Here is a 25,305-nt window from a genome sequence, read left to right as displayed (position 1 = left end):
GGCTTTTATAAAACGTACAGAGTTTGCGGGTTGAGCGCCACTCGTCAATGGCGCATCCGCACATCCGTGATATGCGTGGTTCCGGGTGTCGGCGCGCCTTGTACAAGCTGGGCATTATGGACGGTGCGCCGCACGCTGGGTGAGCAGCGTCGTCAGGGCGGCTCGTTGTGGCGGCCCGCAGGTGGTCAGGCAGCGCGCCAGTCGCGTGGCCAGGTCGGTATCGGCCGCGCGGCGCGCACGTACGGCCTGCGACGTCTCGGCGATGGCCTGATACCGACGTAACGTCTCGCGTTCGGCGAGCAGTTCGGCTTCCTTGAGGTGCTGGCGCAAGGCCGCCACGTCCGGTTCATGCTGGGCGCGTGGCTTGAGCTGGCGGCGTAGATGACGTATCGGCTGTGTCACGCCGGTCTGCCAGTCGCGTATCTCGGCGAACGCATCGTGGGCCTCGTCGGTGGCGACGGCCCCGTGATGGTCGAGCCAGCAGTGCCAAAGCAGCTCGCAGACATCGGCTCCCGCCGTATCCTGCAGTTGCAAACAGGCGTCGGCGACCCCGGGGCGTTGATACAGCGCCAGCGCGTAATCCCACAGCGGTGGGGTCCGCAATGCGGTGCACAATTGGGTAGAATGCATGGGCAATCTCCAGCCGCCCCGGCAGGCATGGCGGCGGAATCCACTGAACCACCACCGGAGCGGGCATGATCGCATTTCGCCAACTCGCGCTGCAACGCGGGACTCAGCCGCTGATCGAGAACGCTGACCTCACGCTGCACGACGCCACCAAGGCGGGCATCGTCGGCGCCAACGGCTCGGGAAAGTCGAGTCTGTTCAAGCTGTTGCTGGGAGAGCTGGTCCCGGAGCGTGGCACGGTGGAGCTTTCCGGCGGCCAGCGCATCGCGCACATGGCGCAGGAAGTCGAGGCGCTGGATCAAGGCCTGGTCGAATACGTGCTCGACGGTCACGCCGAGCTGCGGGCCACGGAACGTGCCCTGGCCGCGGCCCAGGCCGAGGGCGCCGCGCATCGCGAAGCCGAGCTGCATGGCGAGATCGAGGCGCTGGACGGCTACACCGCCCGCCCGCGTGCCGAGCAATTGCTGGTGGGGCTGGGCTTCACGCAGGACGATCTGTATCGCCCGCTGTCGGATTTCTCCGGTGGCTGGCGGATGCGCGTCAATCTGGCGCGGACGCTGTTCATGCCTTCCGACTTGATGCTGCTCGACGAGCCCACCAACCACCTCGATCTCGATGCGCTGTTGTGGCTCGAGCAGTGGCTCACGCGTTATCCCGGCACGCTGTTGCTGATTTCCCACGACCGCGACTTCCTGGATGCGGTGTGCGATCACATCGTGCATTTCGAGCAGCGTCAGTTGCTGCTGTATCGCGGCAACTATTCGCGCTTCGAGCACACGCGTGCCGAGCGCCAGGCGCGCGCCCAGGCCGAAGCCGCCAAGCAGCAGGCCCGGCGCGAGGAAATCGAGCGTTTCGTGGCCCGGTTTCGCGCTCAAGCCAACAAGGCACGTCAGGCCCAGAGCCGCTTGAAGATGCTCGAGCGCATGGAAACCATCGCCGTGGCGCACGCCGACTCACCGTTTCACTTCACCCTGCCGAGTGCCGACAAGACCTCGTCGCCGCTGCTGGTGCTCGACGACGCGACGCTGGGCTACGCGCAGACGCCGCTGCTCGAACATGTCAGCGTGAGCATCCTGCCGGGGCAGCGTATCGGCCTGCTGGGCGCCAACGGGGCGGGGAAGTCGACGCTGATCAAGGCGCTGACCGGGCAGCAGCCGCTGCTGGACGGCAAGCGCGTGCCCGGCGACAACCTGGCGATCGGCTATTTCGCCCAGCACCAGCTCGAGCATCTCGACGTCGGGGCCACGCCCTTCGTGCATATCCAGCGTCTCTCCCCCACGGCGAGCGAACAGGAGGTGCGCAACTTCCTGGGCGGCTTCGGGTTCCACGGGGATGATGTCTTCGCCGGTGTGGGCAACTTCTCGGGGGGCGAGAAGGCGCGCCTGGCGTTGGCGCTGATCGCCTGGCAGAAGCCCAACCTGCTGTTGCTCGACGAGCCCACCAACCACCTCGACCTGGAGATGCGCGAATCGCTGACCCAGGCCCTGGCCGGCTTCGAGGGGGCGGTGATCATCGTCTCCCACGACCGCCATTTGCTGCGCGCCAGCGTCGACGAGTTCTGGCACGTGGTGGACGGCGGCGTGACGACCTTCGATGGCGACCTGGACGATTACTATGCCTGGCTCAAGACTCGGCTCGAGAATGCCCGGCGCGACGCACGCCAGGAAAAAGCCGAGCGTCAGGCCGAGGCGGAAGCGCCCAAGAGCGACCGCAAGGCGACTCGGCGCGCCGCCGCCGAGCTGCGCGAGAAGCTGCGGCCGCTCAAGCGGGAGCGCGACAAGATCGAACGCGAGATGAGCGAGGCCCAGGCCGCGCTGTCCACGCTGGAGGCGTCGCTGGCCGATGAAGGGCTGTACCAGGACGACGCGCGCAAGGCGGAGCTGAGCGATCTGCTGAGTCGCCAGGGCGAGGCGCAAAACCGTCTCGACACCCTGGAGCAGCGTTGGCTCGAGGCCGAGGAAGCGCTCGAGCAACGCGAGGCGGAACTGCTGGACGACGCCTGATCCCGGCGCGACTCAGCCCCGGGCAGCCTCAGGTCTTGACGATGAAGGTCACCGGGCCGTCGTTGAGCAGCGAGACCTGCATGTCGGCGCCGAACTCGCCGGTGGCGACGTATGGCCAGGCGTGCCGGGCCTGCGCCACCAGATAGTCGAACAGTGCCTCGCCGTGCGCGGGCGGCGCGGCGCCGTCGAATCCCGGGCGCAGGCCCTTGGTGGTGTTGGCCATGAGGGTGAACTGCGGAACCAGCAACAGGCCGCCCTCGACCTGTTGCACGTTGAGGTTCATCTTGCCCGCCTCGTCGCTGAACACCCGCAGCCCGAGCAGCTTGTGCAGCATCTTGTCGGCGCGGGTCTGGGTGTCGTCCGGGGCCACGCCGACCAGCACCATCAGGCCTTGTTCGATGGCGCCGGTGGTTCGGGCGTCGACATCGACGCCGGCGTGACGGACACGTTGGATGACGGCTCGCATGTGCAAGATCCTTGTGGACGCGAGGGGTGAAGATTCGCGCTACCAGGCGCGGCACACCATCATGTCCACATGCACGTCGGCGAGCAAGCGCTCGATCAGGGGCGCCGGGTGATGGCGGCCGAACAGCGCCAGGTCCTGGTGTCCCAGTGCCAGCAGGTCGGGGGGCTGACGGCGCAGGTAGTCGATCAACACCTCGCCGGGCTCGCCCTGCTCGAGGACCAGCTCGAGTTCGGGCACGTCGCCGACCTCTTCCATCAGTTTGTCGATTTCCGCTTCCAGGCGTATGCGCCGCGCGGCGAGCTCGCGCTCCCGCCAGCGTGCGTAGCCGCTGTCGGAGCCCATTTCCTCATCACCCGGCAGGTGCCAGGCATGCAATAGCGTCAGGCGTGCCTCGGAGAAATGCGTCAGGACGTCGCGCAAGGTGTGGCGGCTGGCCAGCGAGAAGTCCACCGGAACCAGCACGTCCTGCCAGGCCTGTTCGGGGCTGTGGCTCACGGTGAGCACCGGGCAGGGCGCGCGGCTCAAGACCCGCGCGAGGGTCGTGCCCCCCACCAGCGCATGCTGACCGCGTTTGCGGTGGGTGCCGAGCACGATCATGGTGGCGTCCCGGTCATGTGCCTCGCGGATGATCTCGGCATAGGGAGCGCCGGTCACCGTCTGTATCAGCGTCTCGGGCGCCGGCAGGGCATAGTCTTCGCGGATGTCGGTCAGCTGACGCTCGAGCTCGTCGACGACCTCGCGCTCCAGGTCGCGCAGGGCCTGGCGCGGCAGATAGGGGTCGAGGACATGCAGAATGTCCAGGCGGCTGCCGCTGGCATGCGCCAGTTTGATGGCGCGCGCGAAGGCGGCACGGTTGTCGGCGGACAGGTCACACGCCAAAAGCACGGTCTGAGCCATGGTACGTCCCTCCCTGCGAGAAGACGGTATGCGGGTGTTCGCCACACCACGCTGAGCTGACGGCAATGCGCAAGTATGTCACCGCAGCCTGGGGCATCACGGTGCAGCAAAGCATGGCTGCCCCCGGCGGGCTCTGCAAGTCCGTGGCCATCATCGATTCACGAGGTCGTGATACTGCCGACGAGCGCCGTGCGGCCGCGGTTTTCACCACCAGGCGTGGAAATGATGCACCGGGCCGCGCCCCTGGCCCACCGCCAGTCGCGTGCTGGCGTCCAGAGCGGTGTGCAGCCAGCGCTTGGCATCGCTGATCGCCGCGTGAATGGCGTCGTGGTCGCTGACCGTGTGCGGCAAGTGCGCCAGGTGCGCGGCGACCGCCGAGGAGAGCGCGCAGCCGGTGCCATGCAGGTTGTCGGTGGCGATGCGCGGCGCTTCCAGCCATTCCACGCCTTGCGGCGTGGCGAGCAGGTCCGGGCAGTTCGCGCCACTGAGGTGGCCGCCCTTGAGTACCACGTACGGGGCGCCCAGGCGTGTCAGCTCGGGCAGCAGGGTGGCCATCGCCTCGGTGGTGCGGGGCGTTTCGGCGTCCAGCAGCACGGCGGCCTCGGGCAGGTTGGGGGTGATGACATCGGCCAGGGGAACCAGGATATCGCGTACCGCGCGGATGCCGGCGCGATCGACCAGGATGTCGCCGCTCTTGGCGACCATGACCGGGTCGAGCACGATCCAGCGGGGACGATGCCGGTGCAGGGCATCGCGAATCGTCGCGGCGACCGTCTCGCTGGCCACCATGCCGATCTTGACCGCCTCGATGCGTACGTCACCCAGCAGGTTGTCGAGCTGTTCGCCGATGACATCCGCGGGTACCGGATGCACGGCCTGCACGCCCTGGGTGTTCTGGGCGATCACCGCCGTGACGACATTGGTGGCATAAGTGCCCAACGCCGAGAAGGTCTTGATGTCGCCCTGCAGGCCGGCGCCGCCGGAAGGGTCGGAGCCGGCGATGGTGAGGACATTGGGGGGCGCGGATGCTGAGGTCATGCGCTGGGTTCCTGTGTCTCGCGGAATATGTGCGTCGCTGTGTGGCCGTGCTCGGCAGTTGGCATCCGCACAGGATAGCGTGGAAACGACGGGTGAGCAGCCAGGCGCAAGACGGTGGTGAGGCAGGGCGTTTGCGTCTCATACCTTCGTCGACACACGGATCGACGCCATGCGCGTGGAATATATCAGCGGTCGTTGAAGAAGGTGAAGCTTCCCATGGCCTGCCGCGTGAGTGGGGGTTCACTTTGCAGGGGCACGGCGGCGTGCGGTGCTCGTTGCAGGCGATGTTAATTTACTAGCTTTCTCCACACGCCCCTGACAGGTGTCGGAATATCCCCTAGACTCGTAGGGACTCGCCACGCGTCGGCAGCGTGAATGGCGTGCCGGGGTCCGTGACACCTCGATGATAACGAATACCGGGATGGCGCCTTCCCGCGTCATCCGTCGCTTGTGAGGCATGGCAATGACCGACGAGGCTACTGCGCTGATCGCCCAGTATTGGGCCACGGGGCTATTCATCATAGCCGTGTTCGCCTTGTGCGCCTTGATGATCGGTGCAGCCAGCCTGCTCGGTGGCCGCAGCCGCGGCCCCAGCAAGTCCCTCCCCTTCGAATCGGGCGTTGTCGGTACCGGCAGCGCGCGCCAACGTTTTTCCGTCAAGTTCTATCTGGTCGCGATGCTGTTCGTGATCTTCGATATCGAGGCCGTTTTCCTGTTCGCCTGGGCCGTGTCGGTCCGTGAGGTGGGCTGGGAAGGCTTCGCGGGCGCCGCCGTGTTCATCTTCATCCTGCTGGCGGGTCTGGTGTACGACAGCCGCGTCGGTGCCCTCGAGTGGGCGCCACGCAAGCGCGGCCGGTCGCCCGATATCGTGACGCAACGCTGAAGGTGGCGCCCCGAGGGGGCGATCACCCGCCGGCGTCGGCCGGTACGGCGCCGGATACCGATTTTCGTTTTCAGATGTTTCGAGGCGCATCATGCAATATACCCTGACGCGAGCGGATCAAGAGCCGGCTCCGGATGGCGCAAGCTATCCGCTGGGGCGGCGTGAGTCCACCAGCGACCCGATGCAGGAACAAGTGCATCGCAACGTCTTCACGGGCAAGCTGGAGGATGTGCTCAATTCCACCGTCAACTGGGGGCGCAAGCACTCCCTGTGGCCGTACAATTTCGGCCTGTCGTGCTGCTACGTGGAAATGACCACTGCCTTCACCGCACCCCACGACGTGGCGCGCTTCGGGTCCGAGGTGATTCGCGCCTCCCCGCGTCAGGCCGACTTCATGGTCATCGCCGGTACCTGCTTCATCAAGATGGCGCCGGTCATCCAGCAGCTCTACGATCAGATGCTCGAGCCCAAGTGGGTGATCTCCATGGGCTCGTGCGCCAATTCCGGGGGCATGTACGACATCTACTCGGTGGTGCAGGGCGTCGACAAGTTTCTCCCCGTCGACGTCTACGTGCCCGGCTGTCCGCCGCGCCCCGAGGCTTTCCTGCAAGGGCTGCAGCTGCTGCAGGACTCGATCCAGGAAGAGCGGCGTCCGCTTTCCTGGGTGGTCGGCGACCAGGGCGTGTACCGTGCCGACATGCCCTCGCAACGCGAGGCGAACCGCGATCGACGCATCGCCGTGACGGAGCTGCGCTCCCCGGACGAGGTGTAAGCCGTCGTTCCGAGAAGTGCTGCCATCGTCCGAAGCCGAACTCACGTTGCCGGGGAATGAAAACCGATCATGAGCGCTGCCCAATCGCCCACTGCCCAACACGCGCATGCCGAGGACCCGGTGGTCCAGGCGTTGTTCGCGCGTTTCGGCCAGCACGTCTTCGTCGCACAGGCGACCCATACCGGCATGCCGGTGCTGTGGCTCGACCGCGAGTACTTGCTGGAGGTGCTGAACTTCCTGCGGGACATGCCCGAGCCCTTCGAGATGCTGTTCGACCTGCACGGCATCGACGAACGCCTGCGCAGTCATCGCGAGGATCTGCCCCCGGCGGACTTCACGGTCTTCTACCAATTGATGTCGATCTCGCGCAATCGCGACATCATGCTCAAGGTGGCACTGTCCGAGCGCGACCTCGAGGTGCCGAGCGTGGCGGGCGTCTATCCCAACGCCAACTGGTACGAGCGCGAAGTCTGGGACATGTTCGGCATCGATTTCCGTGGCCACCCGCACCTGACACGGTTGCTGATGCCGCCCACCTGGAACGGGCACCCGCTGCGCAAGGATTACCCTGCTCGCGCCACCGAATTCGATCCCTACACGCTGACCGTGGAAGGCCAGAGCACCGAGCAGGAGGCGCTGCGTTTCGATCCCGAGGCGTGGGGCATGCAGCGCCAGAGCGAGAACACGGATTACATGTTTCTCAATCTGGGGCCCAACCACCCTTCCGCGCACGGGGCATTCCGCATCGCCCTGCAGCTCGACGGCGAGGTCGTGGTCGACTGCGTTCCCGATATCGGCTACCACCACCGCGGTGCCGAGAAGATGGCCGAGCGTCAGTCATGGCATAGCTACATTCCCTATACCGATCGCATCGACTATACCGGCGGGGTGATGAACAACCTGCCCTACGTGATGGCGGTGGAAAAGCTGGCCGGGATCGAGGTCACCGACCGGGCCAAGACCATCCGCGTGATGATGGCCGAGATGTTCCGCATCAACAGTCACCTGCTGTTTCTGGGAACCTACCTGCAGGACCTGGGCGCGATGACTCCGGTGTTCTTCACCTTCACCGACCGCCAGAAGGCCTACGAGGTCATCGAGGGCATCACCGGCTTCCGCATGCACCCGGCCTGGTACCGTATCGGCGGCACCGCCCACGATTTGCCCAGGGGCTGGGACAAGCTGGTCCAGGGCTTTCTCGACTGGATGCCCAAGCGGCTCGTCGAGTACGAACGCGCGATGATGGAAAACGCCATCATCCGCGAGCGCACCAAGCAGGTGGCAGCGTTCACCACGCGCGAGGCCCTCGAGTGGGGCGTCACCGGCCCCAACCTGCGTGCCACCGGTTGCGATTTCGACCTGCGCAAGCAGCGCCCCTATTCGGGCTACGAGAACTTCGATTTCGAGGTGCCGCTGGGCGCCAATGGCGATGTCTTCGATCGCGGCCAGCTGCGCATCGACGAGATGCGCCAGAGCCTGCGCATCATCCAGCAGTGCGTCGACCACATGCCCGCCGGCGACTACAAGGCCGACCATCCGCTGACCACGCCGCCGCCGCGCGAAAAGATGCTGCAGCATATCGAGACGCTGATCACCCATTTCCTGCAGGTCTCCTGGGGGCCGGTGCTCAAGCCCAACGAATCGTTGTCGATGATCGAGGCGACCAAGGGCATCAACAGCTATTACCTGACCGCGGATGGCAACACCATGAGCTATCGTACGCGTATCCGCACGCCCAGCTTTCCGCACCTGCAGCAGATCCCGGCGGCGGTACGCGGCGCCCTGGTGCCGGATCTGATCGCTCACCTGGGCAGTATCGACTTCGTGATGGCTGATGTGGACCGCTGACATGACACAGACTTCGACTTCCACCGCCACGCCCATCGCCACCGACGCTTTCGTGCTCCACGACGAGGATCGGGCGGCGATCGCCCATGAGCGCGACCACTACCCGCATCCGCAGGCGGCCAGCATCGAGGCGCTCAAGATCGTGCAGAGGCGTCATGGCTGGGTTCCGGACGCGGCCATCGACGCCATTGCCCGTGAACTGGGCGTATCCCCCGCCAGCGTCGAGGGCGTGGCGACCTTCTATAGCTTGATCTTTCGGCAGCCGGTGGGGCGTCACGTGATCTTGCTGTGCGACAGCAGTTCCTGCTTTCTGACCGACTACGAGGCGCTGCGCGATGCCTTCTTCGAGCACCTGGGCATCGGCTTCGGACAGACCACGCCGGATGGTCGTTTCACGCTGCTGCCGGTGTGCTGCCTGGGTGCCTGCGATCGCGGTCCGGCGTTGATGATCGGCGACGATACTCACGGGCCGGTCGCGCCCGAGGAGATCCCCACGTTGCTGGAGGCGTACGCATGAACTGGGAGAACGAGGCATGAGCCGGATTCTGCAAGACCGTGACGAGCGCCGCCCCGAAACGCATCCGTTGACCTTTCGGCTCAACGACGACGGCACCCCGGTGATGCTCGAGGCCTACCGCGAGCAGCAAGGCTACGCCAGCGTCGAGCGGGCCTTTCGAGACCTGACCTCGAAGACGCTGATCGAGGAGCTCAAGACCGCCAACCTGCGCGGGCGCGGCGGCGGCGGCTTCTCCGCCGGGCTCAAGTGGAGCCTGACGATGCAGGGCGAGGGCATCCCGCGGGGATACATCGTCTGCAACGCCGATGAAATGGAGCCCGGGACCTTCAAGGACCGCCTGCTGCTCGAGCAGCAGCCGCATCTGCTCATCGAAGGCATGATCCTGGCCGGTTTCGCCAACAACGCCTACCAGGGCTACATCTTCATGCGCGGCGAATACGTCGACGCCGCACGCACGGTCCAGCGCGCGCTGGACGAGGCCCGTGCCGCCGGCTGGCTGGGCCGAGATGTCGCCGGCAGCGGCTGGGACTTCGACATCGCCCTGCACACCGGCGCCGGCCGCTACATCTGCGGCGAGGAAACCGCGCTGATCAACTCGCTGGAAGGCAAGCGTGCCAACCCCCGGGCCAAGCCGCCCTTTCCGGGCCAAAGCGGGGCCTGGGGCAAGCCCACCGTGGTCAACAACGTCGAGACGTTGTGCAACGTGCCATCCATCGTGCTGCACGGCGCGGACTGGTATCAGGGGCTCTCGCAAGGCAAGAGCGGCGATGGCGGCACCAAGCTCTACGGCGTTTCCGGCAAGGTCAAGCGGCCCGGCTTGTGGGAGCTGCCCATGGGCACGCCGGCCACCGAGCTGATGGAACGGGCCGGCGGCATGCGCGAGGGGCACACGCTCAAGACCTGGCTGCCGGGCGGCGGCAGTACCGGTTTCCTGCTGCCCGAACACCTCGAGCTGGCGCTGGATTTCGACACCATCGGCAACGCCGGCAGCCGTCTGGGCACGGGGCTCATCGCCGTGGTGGCCGACGATCAGAGCGTGGTGTCGTTGACGCGCAACCTGGAAGAGTTCTTCGCTCGCGAATCCTGTGGCTGGTGCACGCCGTGCCGCGATGGCCTGCCCTGGAGCGTCAAGCTCCTGCAGGCGCTGGAAGCCGGCGAGGGCGAGCGTGGCGATATCGACTTGCTGGAGTCGCTGGCCGTGGATCTGGGCCCGGGGCGGACCTTCTGCGCTCATGCGCCGGGCGCGGCGATGCCGCTGGCGTCGGCGATTCACTACTTCCGCGAGGAATTCGAGCGTGGCGTCACGCGCGGCCAGGGCGTCGCGCATGCCGATCCGATCCCGGTGGGTAGCGTATGAACGAGGGCACGATGACGACGGGCGAGGAGCGATAATGGCAACGATTCACGTGGATGGCCGGGACTACGAAGTCGACGGCGCCGACAACCTGCTGCACGCTTGCCTGTCGCTGGGGCTGGATATCCCGTATTTCTGCTGGCATCCGGCGATGGGCAGCGTGGGTGCCTGCCGCCAGTGCGCGGTCAAGCAGTACAAGAACGCCGATGACACGCAGGGCATGCTGGTGATGTCGTGCATGGCGCCGGTGCAGGACGATGCCTATATCTCCATCGAGGACGAGGAAGCCAAGGCGTTTCGTGCCAACGTCATCGAATGGTTGATGATCAATCACCCGCACGACTGCCCGGTCTGCGAGGAAGGCGGTCACTGCCACCTGCAGGACATGACGGTGATGACCGGCCACGACAGTCGCCGTTACCGCTTTCGCAAGCGTACCCACAAGAACCAGTACCTGGGGCCGTTCATCGCGCACGAGATGAACCGCTGCATTACCTGCTATCGCTGCGTGCGCTTCTACCAGGATTACGCCGGTGGCGGCGATCTGGGCGCCTTCGGGGCGCACGACAACATCTACTTCGGGCGTTTTCAGGAGGGCACGCTGGAAAGCCCGTTTTCAGGCAACCTCACCGAGGTATGCCCCACCGGGGTATTCACCGATCAGACCCACTCCGAACATTACACCCGCAAATGGGACCTGCAGTTCGCGCCCAGCGTCTGTCATCAGTGCGCGGTGGGCTGCAACATCAGCCCCGGCGAGCGTTACGGCGACATTCGGCGTATCGAGAACCGCTACCACGGCGACGTGAACCATTATTTCCTGTGTGATCGCGGACGCTTCGGCTACGGCTACGTGAACCGTGAGGATCGCCCCCGAGTGCCGGAGTGGCGCGAACGCCAGCGCGTCGATGCTGGGCCCGGCGCGGCCGGCGTGGTGGGCGGTACCATCAGCCTGGAAATCGACGATGCCCTGGATCGTGCCGCCGACGGGCTGCGCAGCGCACGGCGCGTGATCGGTATCGGATCGCCACGCGCGAGCCTGGAAAGCAACCACATGCTGCGCACCCTGGTGGGCGACGAGAACTTTTCCACCGGCATCGATGCCCGCGAGCTCGAGCTGCTGGTGCGGATGAGCGAGCTCAACACCCGTTGCGGCCTGCCGTCTCCCAGCCTGCGCGAGATCGAGGCCTGCGACGCCGTGCTGGTGCTCGGCGAGGACCTGCTGCAGAGCGCCGCGCGCATGGCGCTCGCCGTGCGTCAGGCGATCAACGCGCGTGGCGACGCGCTGGCCGCCGAGCGTGGCATCCCGACCTGGAATGCCGAGGCGGTCAAGACCCTGGCCCAGGAGGCGCATCATCCGCTGTTTCTGGCCACGCCGGAGGCCACCGGTCTGGACGAGCTGGCGGAGAGGACGCTGCACGCGGCACCGGACGACATCGCGCGACTGGGGTTCGCGGTGGCGCATTGTCTCGACGCCGAGGCGCCCGCGCCCGAAGCCCTGGATGACGTGACCTGGGCGTTGGCGCGGCGCATCGGCGAGGCCCTGCTCGCGGCCGAGCGGCCGTTGGTGATCGCCGGCGGCTCGCTGGGGTCGCCGGCGGTTCTCGAAGCGGCCGGCAACGTGGCGCGTGCGCTGGCGCGCCGTGCCCAGGCGGGGGCGCTGTCGCTGGTGCGTCGCGAGGCCAACAGTACCGGGTTGGCCCTGCTCGGCGGACAGTCGCTGGAATGGGCTCTGGATCTTTTGGCCAATGGCGATGCCGATGGCGTGGTGGTTCTCGAGAACGATCTTTACACGCGTGCCGCCGCCGCTCGGGTGAATCCCGCCTTGCAGCGTGCCGACTGCGTGGTGGTGCTCGACCATCAGCGGACCGCGACCTGGGAAAAAGCGGACATCGGCCTGCCGGCGGCCAGCTTCGCCGAGAGCGATGGCACCCTGGTCAGCCTGGAAGGGCGGGCCCAGCGTTTCTATCAGGTCTTCGAGCCCAGTTACATCCGTCCGGAAACACGGATTCGCGAAAGCTGGCGCTGGCTCAACGCGCTCAAGGCCAGCGTCGAGCGCCAGCCGGTGACGCCGCTCACGCTGGATGAGGTGACGCGCGAGGTGGCCGCCACGCATTCGGTGCTGGCGCCGGTCGGCGACGCGGGGCTGAGCGCGGCCTATCGCGTGCACGGGCTGCGTCTGGCGCGCGAGCCCCACCGTTACAGCGGTCGCACCGCGATGCGCGCCAACCTCGATGTCAGCGAGCCACGCGTTCCGCAGGACCCCGATACGCCGTTCGCGTTTTCCATGGAAGGTTACGCGGGCTATGACGAGCCACGCCGCGAAGTGGCCTTTGCCTGGGCGCCGGGATGGAACTCACCACAGGCCTGGAACAAGTTTCAGGACGAGGTCGGCGGCCACCTGCGCGCGGGGGACCCGGGCGTACGGCTGCTGGCGCCGCTGCCCGGCGATTATGATTACGCACGCGACCTGCCGGCGGCCTTCGCCCCGCGTGACGAGCAGTGGCTGGCGGTACCCCAGCCACGCCTGTTCGGTGGCGAGGAAACCTCGGCACGCGCCGAGCCGATCCAGGCGCGGATGGACGCGACGCGTTTCACGCTGTCGGCGCGTACCGCCGAGCGGCTGCGCCTGACGCCCGATGCAGCGATGACGCTGATCCTCGGCGAACGGCGCCTCACGTTGCCCGTCACGATCAGCGCGACGTGGCCTGACGGCACCGTCGGTGTGCCGAGCCAGGCCGGTCTGCCCCTGGCCGCACCCGAGTGGGCACGGCTCGAGGCCGGGGAGGTGAGTGCATGAGCTGGTGGACGCCTCAAGTCGCCGCGATCGCGTTCGCGTTGTTCCAGGCGGTGGTGATCCTGCTGGCCGCCGTGGGCGCGGCAGCGTTGCTGACCATGGTGGAACGACGCCTGCTGGGGCTCTGGCAGGACCGTCACGGCCCCAACCGCGTGGGGCCGTTCGGTGTGCTGCAGATCGTCGCCGACATGCTCAAGATCGTCTTCAAGGAAGACTGGATCCCTCCCTTTGCCGACCGCGGGCTCTTCGTGCTGGCGCCGGCCATCGCCATGGCCTCGCTGTTGCTGAGCTTCATGGTCATTCCCATCACGCCCAGCTGGGGCGTGGCGGACCTGCACATCGGCTTGCTGTTCTTCTTCGCCATGGCGGGCATCAACGTCTATGCGGTGCTCTTCGCCGGGTGGTCGAGCGGCAACAAGTACGCCCTGCTGGGGGCAATGCGCGCTTCCGCCCAGACATTGTCCTACGAAGTCTTCATGGGGCTGTCGCTGATGGGCGTGGTGGCCATGGCCGGCTCGTTCAACATGCGCGAGATCGTAGCCGCCCAGGAGACGCTATGGTTCATCGTGCCGCAATTCTTCGGCTTCTGTACCTTCCTGGTCGCGGGGATCGCCGTGACCCACCGGCATCCGTTCGATCAGCCCGAGGCCGAGCAGGAGCTCGCCGACGGCTATCACATCGAATACTCGGGCATGAAGTGGGGCATGTTCTTCGTCGGCGAGTATGTGGGCATCGTGCTGGTGTCGGCGCTGATGGTGACCCTGTTCCTGGGGGGCTGGCACGGGCCCTGGCTGCCGCCCATCGTGTGGTTCTTGCTCAAGACCGCCGTGTTCGTGGGGTTCTTCATATTGCTGCGCGCGGCCTTGCCCCGACCTCGTTACGATGCGGTGATGAGCTTCGGGTGGAAAGTCTGTCTGCCGTTGACCCTGATCAATTTGCTGGTGACCGGTGCGCTGATCCTGATATTCAGCCCCGCCGGTGGCTGAGCGTCGAGACCTGAAGGAGACCGTGATGATCAAATCGCTGCTCGAGGGAACCTGGTCGCAGTTGCGGACACTCGGCATGGTCTTCATGCATGCCTTTCGCAAGCGCGAGACCCTGCAGTATCCGGAGGAGCCGGTCTACCTGTCGCCGCGCTACCGCGGCCGCATCGTCCTGACCCGCGATCCCGATGGCGAAGAGCGTTGCGTGGCCTGCAACCTGTGCGCGGTGGCATGCCCGGTGGCGTGCATCTCGCTGCAGAAAGGCGAACGCGACGATGGCCGCTGGTACCCGGAGTTCTTCCGTATCAACTTCTCGCGTTGCATATTCTGCGGCCTGTGCGAGGAAGCCTGCCCGACCTCGGCCATTCAGCTCACCCCGGACTTCGAGATGAGCGAGTATCGGCGTCAGGAACTGGTCTATGAGAAGGACGACCTGCTGATCTCGGGGCCGGGCAAGGACCACAACTACAACTTCTATCGCGTGGCGGGGCTGTCGATCGCCGGCAAGGGCAAGGGGGAAGCCCAGAACGAAGCCGAGCCGATCGACGTCAAGTCGTTGATGCCCTGACGAGGATAGGGAGACTCCATGGAAATCGCGTTTTATCTCAGCGCCGTGGTTGCCGTGCTGGCGACGCTCGGGGTGATCACCGGCACGCACCCGGTGCACGCCCTGCTGTACCTGATCGTCTCGCTGATCGCGGTAGCGCTGGTGTTCTTTGCGCTGGGCGCGCCGTTCGCCGGGGCACTGGAGGTCATCGTTTACGCCGGGGCGATCATGGTGCTGTTCGTGTTCGTGGTGATGATGCTCAACCTGGGCGAGTCGACGGCACAGCAAGAACGCGCCTGGCTGCGTCCGCGCACCTGGCTGGGGCCGGCGGTGCTCAGTAGCGTGTTGCTGCTGGTGCTGCTGACCAGCTTGATCGGCGCCGACGTGGGCGGACGCATCCATGGCGATACCTTGACCGCCAAGGCGGTGGGGACGCTGCTGTTCGGACCTTATCTGGTCGTCGTCGAGCTCGCTGCGATGCTGCTGCTGGCGGCGCTGGTGGCGGCCTCCCATCTGGGGCGCAGCGAAGCCCACGATGAAGCGGGCGCGGTCCGCCATGTGCCGGGCACGCGTACCGCCGACGGTCGAGGACGCGCCGCCAGCGAACGCGCGACCGGGGACGCGGCATCGAGCAAGGAGAGCGAACGATGAATGGCATTCCCATGGAGCATGGCTTGATCCTGGCGTCGATCCTCTTCGCGCTGGGCCTGGTGGGGCTGATGATGCGCCGTAACATGCTGTTCGTGCTGATGAGCCTGGAAATCATGATGAATTCGGCGGGGCTGGCCTTCATCGTGGCCGGTACGCGCTGGGGGCAGCCCGACGGCCAGGTGATGTTCCTGCTGGTCATCACCCTGGCGGCGGCCGAGGCCAGCGTGGGGCTGGCGCTGTTGTTGCAGCTCTATCGGCGGTTTAAGACTCTGGATATCGATGCGGCGAGCAGGTTGCGCGGATGAATCTACTCACTCTGACGTTTTTGTTTCCCCTGCTGGGGTGTTTGATCCTGTCTCTGGGCGGCTCGCGCCTGACGCTGCGTGGTGCGGCGACGGTCGGGGTTGTCGCGCTGGGGCTGGCGGCGGCCGCCACCACCTGGGTGGGGCTCGATTTCCTCGAGCGCGGCTCGGCGGCACGGGTCGTGAAGCTGTGGACCTGGATCGACGTGGGCGACTTCCAGCCCACGATGGGACTGCTGGTGGATGGCCTGTCGATCACGATGCTGGGCGTGATCACCGGGGTGGGGTTCCTGATTCATCTTTTCGCGGCCTGGTACATGCGCGGCGAGACGGGTGTGCGCCGCTTCTACGCCTACATGAACCTGTTCGTGTTCAGCATGGTGCTGCTGGTGCTGGGCGACAACCTGCTGCTGCTGTATCTGGGCTGGGAAGGGGTCGGCCTGTGCAGTTATCTGCTGATCGGCTACTACTACCAGACATCGGCCAATGGCTGGGCGGCATTCAAGGCCTTCCTGGTGACGCGCATCGGCGATGTGCTGATGGCGATCGGCCTGTTCATCCTGTTCGTGGAGCTCGGCACGCTGGATATCCAGACGTTGCTGGCGCGCGCGCCCCAGGTCTGGGCGCGCGGGGATCTGATGGTCGAGCTGGCCACGCTGATGCTGCTCGGCGGGGCGCTGGGCAAGTCCGCGCAGCTACCGCTACATACCTGGCTGGCCGATGCCATGGCCGGCCCCACCCCGGTGTCGGCGTTGATTCACGCGGCGACCATGGTGACCGCCGGGGTATATCTGATCGCGCGCATGCACGGCCTGTTCCTGCTGGCGCCGGACGTGCTGACGCTGGTCGGCTGGATCGGTGCGCTGACCCTGCTGCTGGCGGGCTGCGCCGCACTGGCACAGACCGATATCAAGCGGGTGCTGGCCTACTCGACGATGAGCCAGATCGGTTACATGTTCCTGGCACTGGGCGTGGGCGCCTTCGATGCGGCGATCTTTCACCTGATGACGCATGCCTTCTTCAAGGCGCTGCTGTTCCTCTCGGCGGGGTCGGTGATCGTTTCCTGTCACCACGAGCAGGACATGCGACGCCTGGGCGGCCTTTGGCGCAAGCTGCCGCTGGCCTATGCCGGGTTCGTGGTCGGTGGCGCCGCGCTGGCCGCCCTGCCGCTGGTCACGGCAGGGTTCTACAGCAAGGACGAGATTCTCTGGGAGGCACTGGCATCCGGGCATATCGGCCTGCTGCTGGCGGGTCTGGTCGGGGCGCTGCTGACGTCGCTGTACACCGTGCGCTTGATCGTGGGCACCTTTCACGGCACCTCCGGCAGCGATCACAGCCGGCATGCCGACGCCGGCCGCGGACTCGTGCACGGCGTGCCGCTGGTGGTGCTGATCGTGCTTTCGACCCTGGTCGGGGCCTGGATTCATCCGCCGCTCGACGAGGTGCTGCCCGCCAGTCCCGGTGCGGCCCAGGAAGTGGGCCGTCATGCGCTGGAAATCGCCGCGATGCTGGTGGCCGTGGGCGGTGTGGCCGTGGCGTTGTGGCTGTTCGTCTGGCGGCGCGAGCTGGTGGCTCGTCTCGTCGCCTTGCCGGAAGGCGCGCGCGTATGGCGCCTGTGGCATCACGCCTGGGGATTCGATGCCCTTTACGACGTCGTGCTGGTCAAGCCGTTCCGAGGCCTGGTGTGGCTCTGGCGCGGCGACTGGATCAATCGGCTGTGCAACCTGGTGCCATGGCTGGCCCGTGGCCTGCGCTGGTTGCTCACCCGCACCCAGACCGGCCGGCTGCGTCACTATGCCGTTTCCATGACGCTGGGGGCGACCGTGGTCTTGATCTTCCTGGCTTTGGGGTAAGCGATGTACGACACGACGAAACGACCGGGTGGCGGTCATACCGGGCAAGCTGAGGGGGCGCGGCGCTGATGATTCTGGTCTGGTTGATTCTGATCCCCTTCATCGGCGGCCTGCTGTGCTGGCAAGCCGAACGTCTCGGTGAACAGCCGCCGCGCTGGATCGCCCTGGGCACCATGCTGCTCGAACTGGCGTTGGTGCTGGGCGTCTGGTGGCAAGGCGATTTCGCCCTGAACACGGCGCAGGGTGCCGCGGCCTGGGCCATCGAATGGCGCGCGGACTGGATTCCGCGCTTCGGCATCGAGGTGCATCTGGCGCTGGATGGCCTGTCGCTGATCATGATCGCGCTCACCGGGTTGCTCGGGGTGCTGGCGGTGGTGTGCTCGTGGCACGAGATCGCCCGGCGGATCGGCTTTTTCCACCTCAACCTGCTGTGGATTCTGGGCGGGGTGGTCGGCGTCTTCCTCGCCATCGATCTGTTCCTGTTCTTCTTCTTCTGGGAAATGATGCTGGTGCCGATGTACTTCCTCATCGCGCTATGGGGGCACAGCGGTTCCACGGGCAATACGCGCATCCAGGCGGCGACGAAGTTCTTCATCTATACCCAGGCCAGCGGCTTGTTGATGCTGGTCGCGATCCTCGGGCTGGTGTTCGCGCACCATGCCGCGACCGGGGAGTACAGCTTCAGTTACGAAGCCCTGCGGCATACCGCGCAGAACGAACTCTCCGACGGCATGGCGTGGTGGCTGATGCTGGGATTCTTCATCGCCTTCGCGGTCAAGATGCCGGTGGTGCCGCTGCACGGCTGGCTGCCCGATGCTCACGCCCAGGCGCCTACCGCCGGGAGCGTCGATCTGGCGGGGATCCTGCTCAAGACCGCCGCGTACGGCATGCTGCGCTTCGCCTTGCCGCTGTTTCCCGAAGCCTCCCAGGCGTTCGCGCCGGTCGCCATGGGGCTGGGGATCCTGGGCATCTTCTACGGGGCGATTCTCGCCTGCGGTCAGCATGATCTGAAACGCTTGATCGCCTATTCGAGCATTTCGCACATGGGCTTCGTGCTCATCGGCATCTACAGCGGTACCGAGCTGGCGCTGCAGGGCGTGGTGGTGCTGATGGTCGCGCACGCCTTTTCGGCCTCGGGGCTGTTCATTCTCAGTGGCCAGCTCTACGAACGCCTGCATACGCGCGACATGCGCCTGATGGGCGGTCTCTGGGGACGCATCAAGGGCCTGCCCGGCTTCGCACTGTGCTTCGTGGCGGCCTCGATGGGCATGCCGGGGACCGCCAATTTCGTCGGCGAGTTCCTGGTCTTGTTCGGCAGTTTCGGGGCCTGGCCCTGGGTGGTCGTGATCGCGAGCGTTGGCTTCGTTCTGGCGGCAATCTATTCGTTGTTCATCATGCAGCGCGTCTACTTCGGCCCGGCCAAGGAGGAAACCCCGCTGGGCGGACTCGACCGCCGCGAAGGCGTGATGATGCTCGGTCTGCTGGCCCTGGTCCTCTGGGTGGGGCTCTATCCGGCACCGTTGCTGAGCACGTCGGAGGCGGCGATGCAGAACGTCGAACGCATCATGACGCTGGAACAAACGCCTGCCATGTCTGAGGAGACGCCATGACGTCGTTGCTTGCTCTTTCGCCGCTGATCCTCGTCTGCGCCACGGCCATCGTGGTGATGCTGACCATCGCCTGGCGTCGGCACCACGAGCTGACGGCGACTCTGACCGTGGTGGGGCTCAACCTGGCGCTGGCGGCGCAGGTCGTGGCGTGGTGGCAGGCGCCGGTGAGCGTGACGCCGCTGATGACGGTGGACGGCCTGGCGGTCTTCGGTGGCGTGTTGATTCTGATCGCCACACTGGCCTGTGCCACCCTCGGTCATGCGTACCTGGAAGGCGCGCAGGGCCCCCGCGAGGAGTATTACCTGCTGCTGCTGTGTGCCGCCGCCGGGGGGCTGGCGCTGGTGAGCAGCCGGCATCTGGCCGCGCTGTTCTTCGGCCTGGAACTGCTGTCGATGCCGCTCTATGGCATGCTGGCCTACACCTACCGCGAGCGCGGGGCGCTGGAGGCGGGCATCAAGTACATGGTGCTTTCCGCAGCCGCCTCCGCCTTCCTGCTGTTCGGGATGGCGCTGTTGTATTCGCGCACCGGGCATCTCGACTTCGCCGGCCTTGGCGAGGCGCTGGCCACGGCCGGCGGCGACGGCTGGCTGATGGCCGGCATGGGCATGATGCTCATCGGGCTGGGCTTCAAGCTCTCCATCGTGCCGTTCCACTTGTGGACGCCGGATGTCTACGAGGGAAGCCCCGCCCCGGCGGCCACCTTCCTGGCCTCGGCCAGCAAGGTGGCGGTGCTGCTGGTGTTGCTGCGCCTGCTGCAGAGCTCCCCCGTGCAGGATGCCTGGCTGCACAGCCTGCTGGCGGTGCTGGCCTTCGTGACCATGCTGGTGGGTAACCTGCTGGCCTTGACCCAGAACGACCTCAAGCGCCTGCTGGGGTATTCCTCGATCGCGCATTTCGGCTATCTGCTGGTGGCGCTGGTGGTCAACGACGGTCTGGCCGCGGAGACCGCCGCGCTCTATCTGGTGACCTATGTCCTGACGACCCTGGGCGCCTTCGGTGTGGTGACGCTGCTGTCGAGCCCCTATTCGGGAGCGGATGCCAGCCAGCTGCACCATTACCGGGGGCTGTTCTGGCGGCGCCCCTACCTGACCGCCGTGCTGACGGTCATGATGCTGTCGCTGGCGGGGATTCCTTTCACCGCCGGGTTCATCGGCAAGTTCTACATCGTGGCGGTGGGCGTCGAGGCGAGTCGCTGGTGGCTGGTCGGCGGTGTCGTGGCCGGCAGTGCCATCGGTCTTTACTACTACCTGCGGGTGATGGTGACGCTCTTCCTGCCGGAGCCGGGCATGCAGCGGCGCGATGCCACCACGGACTGGGCACAGCGTGCCGGCGGCGTGGTGGTGCTGGGACTGGCGGCGCTGGTCGTCGTGCTGGGGGTCTATCCCGCGCCGATGATCGATTGGGTCCGGTTCATGGTCGCCGGCTGACGCGGCGGGGGATCAGGGCGTGGCGCCGGTATCGTGCAGGCTGCGCTGGCATGCGGCGGGGAGCTGAATGTCCACCGCCACCGGCAGGTGGTCGGAAAACAGCCGGTCGAGCACTTCGAAACGTTCGGCATGCAAGGCGCTGGAGATCAGAATGTGGTCGAGCGCGCGGCGTGGCTGCCAGGCCGGGTACGACAGCGGCATCGCCACCGGATGCAGCGGCAGGGCATGGCAGAAGCGCTGGTGCGCGTTGATCTGGTCCGGCGTGCAATTGAGATCGCCCATCACCACGACGTGACGCAATGGCTGGATGATCTCGCTGAGGTAGTCGAGTTGTCGGGTACGCGTGCGATGGCCAAGCGCCAGGTGCGCGACGACCAGGTGCAGCGCATCCGGCCCCTCGCCGAAACGGGCATGTATCGCCCCGCGTCCCGGCAAGGTGCCGGGCAGGCGATATTCGTCCACCTGCCGGGGCGTCAGGCGCGAGAGCAGCCCGTTGCTGTGCTGCGCGACACGTCCCAGGTTGCGATTGAGCTGCTGATAATGGTGCGGAAAGCCGCCTCGCTTGGCGAGGTACTCCACCTGATTGACGTGTCCCGACCGGAAACTGCCCCCGTCGACCTCCTGAAGGCCGACGATATCGTAGTCGCGCAGGGTGTCGCCGATCAGATCGAGTCGCCCCTGACGCTTGGGATGCGGCAGGACGTGCTGCCAGCTGCGCGTGAGATAATGATGATAGGCCGACGTATGGATGCCGACCTGCAAGTTGCAGGTCAGCAGGCGTAACGAGTGAGGCGCCCGGGAGGCGGGCGCCGCGGCGGCATTACTCATCGCGTTCGCTGCGCACCTTGTCGATCAGGGCGTCGGCGATCTTGGGCATGTTGTCCAGTGCGCCGGCGCTGCTGGGCGTGATCACGTAGCGCCCGTCGACGACCAGGGCAGGCACGCCCATGATCTGGTAGCCGCGCATCTTGGCGCTGGCCTGGTTGAGCTGGCTTTTGACGCCGAACGAGTCGAGGGCCTCGAGCGCCTCGTCCTTGCTGACCCCGTACTGGGTGAAGAATTCGGCGATGTCGTCCGGTTCGGTGAGGCGTTGCCCCTGTTCGTGAATGGCATCGAAGAAGTCGCTATGCATGTCTTCCTGAATGCCCAGTTCCTTGGCGGCGTAGAAGGCACGGGCATGCTTGGTCCACGTCTCGCCCATGGTGGCGGGAATGCGCTGGAAGACGACATCGTCGGGCAACTCGCCGACCCAGGCATTGAGCGGCGCTTCGAGCGCGTAGCAATGCGGGCAGCCGTACCAGAACACCTCGTTGACCTCGATCTTGCCCTCCGGTACCTCGGTCTTCACCGGCTCGTCGAGCACCGTGTAATCCTCCCCGGCGACCGGGTCGGCGGCCATGACCAGCGTTGACAAGCTCATGCCGGTGACCAGCACTAACAACGACTTCAACATGCAACTCTCCTTGATGAAAAACGGGCCTTGAGCGAACGGGCCGGGTGGAACGCGGACGGCACGCGATCGCCACCTTCGCTCAATGTTCGAGCCGCGTCGGCGCTCAGGGTTCCCGAGCGGTCAATATGAACAGAGGCTTTAGTGATACCATCTCGACGGGCGAGATGGAAAGGGCGCGAGGCCCACGCGATGATACACTGTGCCGCAAATCCCCTCATGATCATTCGCCGCTCGCGGGCGGCAGGCGCAGTCGAGACTCAACATGCAAGATGGCAGGCAACTGAATTATCAAACCGCGCGTTTCCTGACCAGCGCTCCGGGCCTGGCCCAGTGCCCGCCCGACCAGGGCGCCGAAGTGGCCTTCGCCGGACGCTCCAACGCCGGCAAGTCGAGCGCGATCAACACGCTCACCCAGCAAAAGGCGCTGGCACGAACGTCCAAGACGCCGGGGCGCACTCAGTTGATCAATTTCTTCACCCTGGCGAACGACGAGACCTACCGGCTGGTGGACTTGCCCGGCTACGGTTTCGCCAAGGTGCCGGATCAGGTCAAGCTGGAATGGCAGCGTCATCTCAGCGAGTACCTGTACGAACGGGCCACTCTCCGGGGCCTGATGCTGGTCATGGACGTGCGCCACCCGCTCAGCGAGTTCGATCAGATGATGCTGGGCTGGGCAGACGAAAAGGCCATGCCGGTTCACATCCTGCTGACCAAGGCCGACAAGCTCAAGCCGGGTGCCGCCAAGTCGGCGCTGCTGGCCGTGCGGCGTCAGCTCGCCGACTGGGAGGACCTGGTCAGCGTGCAGCTGTTCTCGGCACTCAAGCGACAAGGCGTCGATGAAGCGCGGGCGCGCATGGATGCATGGCTGTTGCACCAGGCGCAGTGAGCGTCAGCCTCCCTGGCGCGCGCTGTCCTGCGTGGTCAGGCGGTCGAGCAGGGCCGGCAGCTCGCGTACATGGGCGAGACGGTGGACCCCGGGCGGCAGCGCGCGGGGGCCCTCGTCCTTGGCATCGACCCAGGCCACCTGCATGCCCAGGCGCTGCGCCGGCAGCACGTCTTCCCGCCAGGAGTCTCCGACATGCAGGGCGCGCGATGGCGTGGCGCCGAGGCGTGCCAGCGCCGCGAGAAAGGCACGCGGGTCGGGCTTGGGGGCGTGCAGCTCTCCCGCCGCGATCATCACCGGAAAGTGCTCGGCCAGCGCCAGCCGTTTGAGGTCGGCGTTGCCGTTGGTGATCGCGGCGAGACGATAGCGCTGCCGCAGGGCGTCGAGCAGGGGCACGACGTCCGGGTAGGGCGTGAGGTCGTGACGCAGGTCGAGGAAGTGGGCGATGGCATGTGCGGCCCAGAGGCGAGCCTGGAGTCGGGGTAGCCCGTAGGCCTCTACCAGCTCGAACAGTGCACGCTCGCGAATCCACGTGAAGTCACCGCGCTTGAGCGGATGACGACGCGCCACGTCGGCGCGATGCTGCTGGTAAGCGCTCAGGGGATAGCAGTCCCCGAAGGATGCCTGCGGTGACGTCTGGGCGGCGGCGATGGCCTCGCTGAGCCACTGGTAATGTTCGGCCTCGGCGCGTTCGAGAACGGGGCGGTTGTCCCAGAGGGTATCGTCGAGATCGAAAGTGAGGGCGGTGATCGCCATGGGGCATTCTCCGGGGCGGCGGTGTCAGGTGTCGTCCGATGGCGCGCGACGCCGGGCGCGGGGGTGCGCCTGATCGTAGGCATCGGCTAGATGCTGCCAGTCGAGCCGGGTATAGACCTGGGTGGTGGAGAGGTTGGCGTGCCCCAGCAGTTCCTGCACGGCACGCAGGTCCTGGCTCGACTCGAGCAAGTGACTGGCGAAGGAGTGGCGCAAGCGATGGGGGTGCAGGTGCTCGGCCAGACCCCGCTCGCGGGCGAGCTGGGCGAGGCGTTTCTGTACCGCACGATGGCCCAGCCGCGCCCCACGCTGGCCGACGAAGAGGGCGGGCTCGTCATGCCCGGCGAGCTGGCCGCGCAGCCGGTACCAGTCCGCCAGGGCCGCCTGCGCGCGCCGGCCGATGGGCATCTGGCGAGGCTTGTTGCCCTTGCCCACCACGCGCAGGCGGCGTGCATCGAGGTCGGTGACGTCCAGTGCCGTGAGTTCCGCCAGACGCAACCCGCATGAATAGAACAGTTCCAGCATGGCCTGATCGCGCACGGCGAGCGGCGTCCCGTCGTGCGGGGTGTCCAGGAAACGCGCGAGCTGGTCGACATCCACCGGGCGTGGCAGATGCCGGGGCTGACGGGGCGTCTGGGTCAGTGCCACCGGATTGTGATCGAGGATGCCGCTGCGCACCAGGTGGTCGGCGAAACGCGAGAGCGCGGCACGGCGGCGGGCGAGGCTGCGCGGCGCCAGGCCGCGTGTGCGTTCGGCGCCCATGAAGCGGCGTACCTGGGCGACGTCGAGTGCCGCCCAGTCATCGATGCCGCTCGCCTCGAGAAAGCGTGCCAGCGCGGTCAGGTCGCGCCGGTAGGCATCCAGCGTCGCGGGGCTGGCATGCCCCGACAGGCTGTGCAGGAAGCGTTCAACCGCGGTGTGCATGCGCAGCATCCAGGCGCACGAGGAGTCGCCCGACGATTTCCCCGAGGTAATCGGTGAACAGCGTATCGAGCGTGGCGCGGAAGTGTTCGCTCTCCTGGCTGGCGAGCAGCAGGTAGCCGAGCGGTTCGCCCACGGTCAGCCGGGTCACGGCGCAGGAGCCGTGCTGGTCGGGCGGCGTGGTGTGAGGCAGCAGGTGTTGCCAGGTATCCCGCGGGAGCCGGGTGCAGCGACTGTTGTGACCGTCGAGCAGCTCATCGAAGGCGGCCCGGGTCGGCGTGTCGAGCGCGAAGCGAGGCGGTTGCAGCGTGGCGCCGTCGGTGCCGGGTTCCAGCCACAGCGCGACCGCCTGAGTGCGGAAGCGTTCACTGAGTTGCGTCGATAGCGCTTCGCCTAGCGCGTCGACGCTTTCCGACTCCAGCAGTGCCAGGATCAACGACCTGGTGCGCTGGTACTGAGCTTCGTTGTGCCGCGCCGTTTCCAGCAAGTGCTCGAGCCGCCATTCGGCGGTCTCGGCGCGTTCGCGCAAGTCGTGGACCAGGCGCTCGAGCAGCGAGATAGCGCCCTGGGTCTGGGGGTGCGGTACCTTCAGCTGTTGAAGCAGTCCCTCTCGGCCGACGAAGAAGTCGGGATGGCGGGCCAGCCAATGCGCGACACGCTCGGGATCGAGCGTGGTACGCGGTTCGGGCGCCTTGGCTTGGGACATGCGTTGGTTCTCCT

24 protein-coding genes are annotated in these 25,305 nt (G+C 66.3%); 15 read left to right on the top strand and 9 right to left on the bottom strand.

Going from position 1 to position 25,305, the window contains the following annotated elements:
- Positions 1 to 114: 114 nt before the first annotated feature.
- Positions 115 to 630 carry a TIGR02444 family protein gene (locus ABGX75_RS16000; protein ID WP_052046753.1) on the bottom strand — a complete coding sequence of 172 codons (516 nt, stop codon included), beginning with the start codon at positions 628 to 630 and terminating at the stop codon, positions 115 to 117.
- Between the two features lie 65 nt (positions 631 to 695).
- Here ABGX75_RS16000 and ABGX75_RS15995 point away from each other — a divergent pair, with 65 nt between their 5' ends.
- Complete coding sequence (locus ABGX75_RS15995) at positions 696 to 2,630, top strand: ATP-binding cassette domain-containing protein (protein WP_347411018.1); 1,935 nt, start codon at positions 696 to 698, stop codon at positions 2,628 to 2,630.
- A gap of 28 nt (positions 2,631 to 2,658) precedes the next feature.
- On the opposite strand, the gene dtd is transcribed toward ABGX75_RS15995, so the two are convergent.
- The 3 genes from dtd to thiD all read right to left on the bottom strand — a co-directional run bounded on the left by dtd (position 2,659) and on the right by thiD (position 5,031).
- Complete coding sequence (gene dtd / locus ABGX75_RS15990; RefSeq protein ID WP_347411017.1) at positions 2,659 to 3,096, bottom strand: D-aminoacyl-tRNA deacylase; 438 nt, start codon at positions 3,094 to 3,096, stop codon at positions 2,659 to 2,661.
- A gap of 39 nt (positions 3,097 to 3,135) precedes the next feature.
- Positions 3,136 to 3,993: a universal stress protein gene (locus ABGX75_RS15985; protein WP_035414385.1), complete on the bottom strand. Its 858-nt coding sequence runs from the start codon at positions 3,991 to 3,993 to the stop codon at positions 3,136 to 3,138.
- Positions 3,994 to 4,197: 204 nt separating this feature from the next.
- On the bottom strand, positions 4,198 to 5,031 hold the full coding sequence (thiD, locus tag ABGX75_RS15980; protein ID WP_011508423.1) for a bifunctional hydroxymethylpyrimidine kinase/phosphomethylpyrimidine kinase: 834 nt from the start codon (positions 5,029 to 5,031) through the stop codon (positions 4,198 to 4,200).
- A 463-nt stretch (positions 5,032 to 5,494) separates the two neighbouring features.
- Between thiD and ABGX75_RS15975 the strand changes: the two genes are divergently transcribed.
- The 13 genes from ABGX75_RS15975 (at position 5,495) to nuoN (ending at position 20,575) form a co-directional block, all read left to right on the top strand.
- Positions 5,495 to 5,914, top strand: coding sequence for an NADH-quinone oxidoreductase subunit A (locus ABGX75_RS15975; RefSeq protein WP_011508422.1), 420 nt, complete (start codon positions 5,495 to 5,497; stop codon positions 5,912 to 5,914).
- Between the two features lie 91 nt (positions 5,915 to 6,005).
- Complete coding sequence (locus tag ABGX75_RS15970) at positions 6,006 to 6,686, top strand: NADH-quinone oxidoreductase subunit B (RefSeq protein ID WP_011508421.1); 681 nt, start codon at positions 6,006 to 6,008, stop codon at positions 6,684 to 6,686.
- Between the two features lie 69 nt (positions 6,687 to 6,755).
- Positions 6,756 to 8,534, top strand: a complete 1,779-nt coding sequence (gene nuoC, locus ABGX75_RS15965; RefSeq protein WP_011508420.1) for an NADH-quinone oxidoreductase subunit C/D — start codon at positions 6,756 to 6,758, stop codon at positions 8,532 to 8,534.
- Position 8,535: 1 nt separating this feature from the next.
- Positions 8,536 to 9,051, top strand: coding sequence for an NADH-quinone oxidoreductase subunit NuoE (nuoE, locus tag ABGX75_RS15960; protein ID WP_011508419.1), 516 nt, complete (start codon positions 8,536 to 8,538; stop codon positions 9,049 to 9,051).
- Between the two features lie 16 nt (positions 9,052 to 9,067).
- On the top strand, positions 9,068 to 10,408 hold the full coding sequence (nuoF, locus tag ABGX75_RS15955) for an NADH-quinone oxidoreductase subunit NuoF (protein ID WP_035414387.1): 1,341 nt from the start codon (positions 9,068 to 9,070) through the stop codon (positions 10,406 to 10,408).
- A 34-nt stretch (positions 10,409 to 10,442) separates the two neighbouring features.
- Positions 10,443 to 13,205 (top strand): NADH-quinone oxidoreductase subunit NuoG, encoded by a 2,763-nt coding sequence (gene nuoG, locus ABGX75_RS15950; RefSeq protein ID WP_347411016.1) that lies wholly within the window; start codon positions 10,443 to 10,445, stop codon positions 13,203 to 13,205.
- On the top strand, positions 13,202 to 14,188 hold the full coding sequence (gene nuoH, locus ABGX75_RS15945) for an NADH-quinone oxidoreductase subunit NuoH (RefSeq protein ID WP_011508416.1): 987 nt from the start codon (positions 13,202 to 13,204) through the stop codon (positions 14,186 to 14,188). Before nuoG ends, nuoH begins: the two co-directional genes overlap by 4 nt.
- A gap of 25 nt (positions 14,189 to 14,213) precedes the next feature.
- A complete protein-coding gene (nuoI, locus tag ABGX75_RS15940) occupies positions 14,214 to 14,753 on the top strand; it encodes an NADH-quinone oxidoreductase subunit NuoI (RefSeq protein WP_011508415.1) in 540 nt (179 codons plus the stop codon).
- Positions 14,754 to 14,771: 18 nt separating this feature from the next.
- Positions 14,772 to 15,383 (top strand): NADH-quinone oxidoreductase subunit J, encoded by a 612-nt coding sequence (nuoJ, locus tag ABGX75_RS15935; RefSeq protein ID WP_011508414.1) that lies wholly within the window; start codon positions 14,772 to 14,774, stop codon positions 15,381 to 15,383.
- Positions 15,380 to 15,688 (top strand): NADH-quinone oxidoreductase subunit NuoK, encoded by a 309-nt coding sequence (gene nuoK, locus ABGX75_RS15930; protein ID WP_011508413.1) that lies wholly within the window; start codon positions 15,380 to 15,382, stop codon positions 15,686 to 15,688. The genes nuoJ and nuoK overlap by 4 nt, the downstream gene beginning before the upstream one ends.
- On the top strand, positions 15,685 to 17,538 hold the full coding sequence (gene nuoL / locus ABGX75_RS15925; RefSeq protein ID WP_347411015.1) for an NADH-quinone oxidoreductase subunit L: 1,854 nt from the start codon (positions 15,685 to 15,687) through the stop codon (positions 17,536 to 17,538). The genes nuoK and nuoL overlap by 4 nt, the downstream gene beginning before the upstream one ends.
- 68 nt (positions 17,539 to 17,606) lie before the next feature.
- Positions 17,607 to 19,148, top strand: a complete 1,542-nt coding sequence (gene nuoM, locus ABGX75_RS15920) for an NADH-quinone oxidoreductase subunit M (protein ID WP_347411014.1) — start codon at positions 17,607 to 17,609, stop codon at positions 19,146 to 19,148.
- Entirely contained in the window at positions 19,145 to 20,575 is a 1,431-nt protein-coding gene (gene nuoN, locus ABGX75_RS15915; RefSeq protein WP_011508410.1) for an NADH-quinone oxidoreductase subunit NuoN, read from the top strand. Before nuoM ends, nuoN begins: the two co-directional genes overlap by 4 nt.
- Before the next feature lie 12 nt (positions 20,576 to 20,587).
- Here nuoN and ABGX75_RS15910 read toward each other — a convergent pair whose 3' ends face one another.
- Together ABGX75_RS15910 and ABGX75_RS15905 are read right to left on the bottom strand one after the other, a co-directional pair.
- Positions 20,588 to 21,403, bottom strand: a complete 816-nt coding sequence (locus ABGX75_RS15910) for an endonuclease/exonuclease/phosphatase family protein (RefSeq protein ID WP_035414397.1) — start codon at positions 21,401 to 21,403, stop codon at positions 20,588 to 20,590.
- On the bottom strand, positions 21,396 to 22,028 hold the full coding sequence (locus ABGX75_RS15905; RefSeq protein WP_035414398.1) for a thiol:disulfide interchange protein DsbA/DsbL: 633 nt from the start codon (positions 22,026 to 22,028) through the stop codon (positions 21,396 to 21,398). The genes ABGX75_RS15910 and ABGX75_RS15905 overlap by 8 nt, the downstream gene beginning before the upstream one ends.
- 262 nt (positions 22,029 to 22,290) lie before the next feature.
- On the opposite strand from ABGX75_RS15905, the gene yihA reads away from it, so the two are divergent.
- A complete protein-coding gene (gene yihA, locus ABGX75_RS15900; RefSeq protein ID WP_011508407.1) occupies positions 22,291 to 22,914 on the top strand; it encodes a ribosome biogenesis GTP-binding protein YihA/YsxC in 624 nt (207 codons plus the stop codon).
- Between the two features lie 3 nt (positions 22,915 to 22,917).
- On the opposite strand, the gene ABGX75_RS15895 is transcribed toward yihA, so the two are convergent.
- From ABGX75_RS15895 to ABGX75_RS15885, 3 genes are read right to left on the bottom strand one after another with little or no spacing between them, the layout of a single operon-like run.
- The gene (locus ABGX75_RS15895) at positions 22,918 to 23,667 is read right to left on the bottom strand and encodes an HAD family hydrolase (protein ID WP_035414401.1); all 750 of its coding nucleotides are present in this window, start codon (positions 23,665 to 23,667) and stop codon (positions 22,918 to 22,920) included.
- 24 nt (positions 23,668 to 23,691) lie between these two features.
- Complete coding sequence (locus ABGX75_RS15890; protein ID WP_110061583.1) at positions 23,692 to 24,588, bottom strand: tyrosine recombinase XerC; 897 nt, start codon at positions 24,586 to 24,588, stop codon at positions 23,692 to 23,694.
- The gene (locus ABGX75_RS15885; protein WP_347411013.1) at positions 24,572 to 25,291 is read right to left on the bottom strand and encodes a DUF484 family protein; all 720 of its coding nucleotides are present in this window, start codon (positions 25,289 to 25,291) and stop codon (positions 24,572 to 24,574) included. Before ABGX75_RS15885 ends, ABGX75_RS15890 begins: the two co-directional genes overlap by 17 nt.
- Positions 25,292 to 25,305: the final 14 nt, after the last annotated feature.

Source organism: Chromohalobacter sp. (assembly GCF_039830575.1).
GTDB lineage: Bacteria > Pseudomonadota > Gammaproteobacteria > Pseudomonadales > Halomonadaceae > Chromohalobacter > Chromohalobacter israelensis.
Note: the sequence above shows the minus strand (reverse complement) of the source record. Positions and strands in the feature narration are given on the sequence as shown.

Bases quoted from the DNA above. Each gene is read 5' to 3' on its own strand.
- ABGX75_RS16000 (WP_052046753.1), bottom strand. From the start codon at position 630: ATGCATTCTACCCAATTGTGCACCGCATTGCGGACCCCACCGCTGTGG.
- ABGX75_RS15995 (WP_347411018.1), top strand. From the start codon at position 696: ATGATCGCATTTCGCCAACTCGCGCTGCAACGCGGGACTCAGCCGCTG.
- dtd (WP_347411017.1), bottom strand. From the start codon at position 3,096: ATGCGAGCCGTCATCCAACGTGTCCGTCACGCCGGCGTCGATGTCGAC.
- ABGX75_RS15985 (WP_035414385.1), bottom strand. From the start codon at position 3,993: ATGGCTCAGACCGTGCTTTTGGCGTGTGACCTGTCCGCCGACAACCGT.
- thiD (WP_011508423.1), bottom strand. From the start codon at position 5,031: ATGACCTCAGCATCCGCGCCCCCCAATGTCCTCACCATCGCCGGCTCC.
- ABGX75_RS15975 (WP_011508422.1), top strand. From the start codon at position 5,495: ATGACCGACGAGGCTACTGCGCTGATCGCCCAGTATTGGGCCACGGGG.
- ABGX75_RS15970 (WP_011508421.1), top strand. From the start codon at position 6,006: ATGCAATATACCCTGACGCGAGCGGATCAAGAGCCGGCTCCGGATGGC.
- nuoC (WP_011508420.1), top strand. From the start codon at position 6,756: ATGAGCGCTGCCCAATCGCCCACTGCCCAACACGCGCATGCCGAGGAC.
- nuoE (WP_011508419.1), top strand. From the start codon at position 8,536: ATGACACAGACTTCGACTTCCACCGCCACGCCCATCGCCACCGACGCT.
- nuoF (WP_035414387.1), top strand. From the start codon at position 9,068: ATGAGCCGGATTCTGCAAGACCGTGACGAGCGCCGCCCCGAAACGCAT.
- nuoG (WP_347411016.1), top strand. From the start codon at position 10,443: ATGGCAACGATTCACGTGGATGGCCGGGACTACGAAGTCGACGGCGCC.
- nuoH (WP_011508416.1), top strand. From the start codon at position 13,202: ATGAGCTGGTGGACGCCTCAAGTCGCCGCGATCGCGTTCGCGTTGTTC.
- nuoI (WP_011508415.1), top strand. From the start codon at position 14,214: ATGATCAAATCGCTGCTCGAGGGAACCTGGTCGCAGTTGCGGACACTC.
- nuoJ (WP_011508414.1), top strand. From the start codon at position 14,772: ATGGAAATCGCGTTTTATCTCAGCGCCGTGGTTGCCGTGCTGGCGACG.
- nuoK (WP_011508413.1), top strand. From the start codon at position 15,380: ATGAATGGCATTCCCATGGAGCATGGCTTGATCCTGGCGTCGATCCTC.
- nuoL (WP_347411015.1), top strand. From the start codon at position 15,685: ATGAATCTACTCACTCTGACGTTTTTGTTTCCCCTGCTGGGGTGTTTG.
- nuoM (WP_347411014.1), top strand. From the start codon at position 17,607: ATGATTCTGGTCTGGTTGATTCTGATCCCCTTCATCGGCGGCCTGCTG.
- nuoN (WP_011508410.1), top strand. From the start codon at position 19,145: ATGACGTCGTTGCTTGCTCTTTCGCCGCTGATCCTCGTCTGCGCCACG.
- ABGX75_RS15910 (WP_035414397.1), bottom strand. From the start codon at position 21,403: ATGAGTAATGCCGCCGCGGCGCCCGCCTCCCGGGCGCCTCACTCGTTA.
- ABGX75_RS15905 (WP_035414398.1), bottom strand. From the start codon at position 22,028: ATGTTGAAGTCGTTGTTAGTGCTGGTCACCGGCATGAGCTTGTCAACG.
- yihA (WP_011508407.1), top strand. From the start codon at position 22,291: ATGCAAGATGGCAGGCAACTGAATTATCAAACCGCGCGTTTCCTGACC.
- ABGX75_RS15895 (WP_035414401.1), bottom strand. From the start codon at position 23,667: ATGGCGATCACCGCCCTCACTTTCGATCTCGACGATACCCTCTGGGAC.
- ABGX75_RS15890 (WP_110061583.1), bottom strand. From the start codon at position 24,588: ATGCACACCGCGGTTGAACGCTTCCTGCACAGCCTGTCGGGGCATGCC.
- ABGX75_RS15885 (WP_347411013.1), bottom strand. From the start codon at position 25,291: ATGTCCCAAGCCAAGGCGCCCGAACCGCGTACCACGCTCGATCCCGAG.